Raw genomic sequence first — 2,989 nt, 5'->3', positions numbered from 1 at the left:
GTAAGCGTCCTGGCATGTCATGTTGATCCGCTGAGCCGCGCCTAGGATGCTCGTATCCATCAACGACTTGATGGGTACGTACGCACTATGGAGCAAGCAGCGCCAGGCCGCCGTCGCCGAGTTCACAGCGCCGAGTTCAAGGCGCAGGCCGTGCAAGCCGCGCAGCAGCCCGGCGTCTCGATGGCCTCTGTGGCGATGGCTCACGGCATCAACGCGAACCTGCTGCGGCGTTGGGTCCATGAGATGGCACCGCCGCCTGCTGCCGCAGTGACCGTCAGCGACCAGCCCGTTGGCTTCATCGCGCTCCCGATCCCGGCGCCGGCAGTAGCGCCTTCGCCAAGCGCCGAGACCATCCGCATTGAGGTCCGCCGCGGTTCGACCATCATCGCGGTGACGTGGCCGGCGGGCGCTGCCGATGCGTGCGCTGCCTGGATGCGCGAGCTGCTGCGTTGATCCGCATCGACGCCGTGTGGCTCGCGACGACGCCACTGGACATGCGCGCCGGCACCGAGACTGCACTGGCCCGCGTGGTCCAGGTCTTCGGCGGCGCCAAGCCGCACCATGCCTACCTCTTCGCCAACCGCCGTGCCACCCGCATGAAGGTACTCGTGCATGACGGCATCGGCGTGTGGCTGGCAACGCGGCGCCTGCACCAGGGCCGCTTCGTGTGGCCTCGCGAGGTCACGCTGGAGCAGATGCCGCTGACGCAGCCGCAGCTACAGGCCCTGGTGCTGGGGCTGCCATGGCAGCGCGTGGAAGACGACGGCGCAATCCGGTTGCTGTGACGCAATCGGTGCTCGCGCCGATGCGCGCGACGTACGCTCGCCCCATACTGCCGCCATGGCAGTTGCCGCGCCCCTCAGTGCCGAAGACATCGCCTCGCTGGAAGCCGCGGGGCTCGGGCACATCGGCGCCAAGGTGCAAGCGCTCCTGGATCGCCAGGCGCACGACCGTCACGAGATTGAGTGGCGCGACGCCAAGATCGAGAAGCTCACCTTCGAGATGGCGCAGCTGCGCCGGGTGAAGTTCGGCAAGAAGAGCGAGCAGCTCGACGCCGAGCAGAAGGCGCTCTTCGACGAGGCCATGGATGCCGACCTCGCCGCGCTGGAAGCGCAGCTAGCCGACCTGATGGCCGCCAAGCGCATGGCCACCGAGCCTGCGCCCGAGCGGCCCAAGCGCGCCGCGTTGCCGCCCCATCTGCCGCGCGTGGAGCACCACCACGAGCCCAGCGACACGACGTGCCCGTGCGGCTGCCAGATGAAGCGCATTGGCGAGGACGTCAGCGAGAAGCTGGACTACACGCCCGGCAGCTTCACCGTGGAGCGCCATGTGCGTGGCAAGTGGGCCTGCGCGAAGTGCCGCACGTTGACCCAGGCACCGGTGCCGGCGGAGATCATCGACAAGGGCTTGCCCACCTCGGGCCTGCTCGCCCATGTGCTGGTTGCGAAGCACTCGGACCACCTGCCGCTTTACCGCCAGGAGGCTATCTTCGAGCGCGCCGGCCTGGCCATCCCGCGCTCGACGCTGGCGGCCTGGGTGGGCGTGTGCGGCGTGCGGCTACAGCCGTTGGTGGGTGCCATGAAGGCCGATCTGCTGCGCATGCCGGTGCTGCACGCCGATGAGACGCCGGTGGCCATGCTGGCGCCGGGCACGGGCAAGACCCATCGTGCTTATCTCTGGGCCTACGCCAGCGGTGCATTTGAGTCCATTCGTGCGGTGGTCTATGACTTCACCGAGAGCCGCTCTGGCCAGCATCCACGGAACTTCCTCGGCCACGGCACTGAGAGCGCCTGGCAGGGCAGCCTCGTGTGCGACGACTACGCCGGCTATAAGGCGCTGTTCATCGACGGCGGCATCACCGAGGCGGGCTGCATGGCCCACGCGCGCCGCAAGTTCGTGGAGCTGCACCTCGCCAACAAGAGCACCCTGGCGGCCACCGCCATCGAGCTCATCGGACAGCTCTACGGCATCGAGCGGGAAGTGAAGGACCTGGCAGCAGAGGATCGCTTGCGCGAACGACGAACTCGCGCGGCGCCGGTCGCCCAGGCCCTGCACAAGTGGTTGCTTGAGTTCCGTCCGAAGGTGCCCGATGGCTCAGCCACCGCCAGGGCCATGGACTACAGCCTGAACCGATGGGCGGCGCTCACGCGCTATCTTGGCGACCCCGCGCTACCCATCGACAACAATTTCGACGAGCAGCAGATCAGGCCGTGGGCCACGGGCCGCAAGAACTGGCTATTCGCTGGGACGCTGCTCGCAGGGCAGCGGGCGGCGGCCGTCATGAGCCTCATCCAGACGGCGAAGCTCAACGGGCATGACCCGTATGCGTACCTGAGCGACGTCCTCCAGCGCTTACCCACACAGCGGGCCAGTGACATCGAGGAATTGCTACCGCATCGGTGGGCTTCTCCCATGACCGCCACGATCGCTCGCTAACGCTGCCGCGTGTACAGACCTTCGGGTAGCCTATGCCCTGTAAAAGGTAAGGGCCACGATGAAGACTGCTCGATTCCTGACTGTTCAAGCATTGCTGCTCGGTCCGTGCGCGTTTGTCGTGTGGGCATTGCTCGGTGCGCGTGGGTCTTGGCCTTTTAGCCTGTCGATGGACACCTTCGCCGCTGCGGGCCTTGGTACAGCGCTGACGGCACTCTTCTTGGTGACCGTTGCCTTGCCGATCCAGCTGTGCATCTCAGGCTCCGCGCCACTCCCTCTACGACTTGGGTCGGGGCTCGTGTCGGGCACTTTCGGAGTCTGGCTTGGTCTCTGGGCTCTTTCCAGCTACCCAATCGAGTGGGAGTGGTACGTATCTCGAGCATGGTCGCTGCACCTCGTTTACGGTGGCGTAGGCCTTGCATTCGCCTGGATGTGGTTTCGCTGGCGGCGCGCTGAAGGTGCGCCCAAAAGGTCATCCAAGCACTAACGGCATCTTGCAATCGCGCCGAGCCGAGCGCCGTTGTCTGCGTCAACATGACTTGCCGGGACGCTTACA

At 66.3% G+C, this 2,989-nt stretch carries 3 protein-coding genes; all 3 read left to right on the top strand.

Going from position 1 to position 2,989, the window contains the following annotated elements:
- Positions 1-87 precede the first annotated feature (87 nt).
- From tnpA to tnpC, 3 genes are read left to right on the top strand one after another with little or no spacing between them, the layout of a single operon-like run.
- Positions 88-453 (top strand): IS66-like element accessory protein TnpA, encoded by a 366-nt coding sequence (gene tnpA / locus O9Y01_RS23080; RefSeq protein ID WP_269634000.1) that lies wholly within the window; start codon positions 88-90, stop codon positions 451-453.
- Entirely contained in the window at positions 450-785 is a 336-nt protein-coding gene (gene tnpB / locus O9Y01_RS23075; protein WP_269633999.1) for an IS66 family insertion sequence element accessory protein TnpB, read from the top strand. Before tnpA ends, tnpB begins: the two co-directional genes overlap by 4 nt.
- Positions 786-840: 55 nt before the next feature.
- Positions 841-2,436 (top strand): IS66 family transposase, encoded by a 1,596-nt coding sequence (gene tnpC, locus O9Y01_RS23070; protein WP_269633998.1) that lies wholly within the window; start codon positions 841-843, stop codon positions 2,434-2,436.
- The last annotated feature ends 553 nt before the right edge of the window (positions 2,437-2,989 follow it).

Origin of the sequence: Pelomonas sp. BJYL3 (genome assembly GCF_027257975.1) — a bacterium.
GTDB lineage: Bacteria > Pseudomonadota > Gammaproteobacteria > Burkholderiales > Burkholderiaceae_C > Roseateles_B > Roseateles_B flavus.
The sequence above is the reverse complement of the archived record's forward strand: the minus strand, read 5'-3'. Positions and strand labels throughout refer to the sequence as shown.

Coding starts and splice junctions, on each gene's coding strand:
- tnpA (WP_269634000.1), top strand. CDS start 88: ATGGAGCAAGCAGCGCCAGGCCGCCGTCGCCGAGTTCACAGCGCCGAG.
- tnpC (WP_269633998.1), top strand. CDS start 841: ATGGCAGTTGCCGCGCCCCTCAGTGCCGAAGACATCGCCTCGCTGGAA.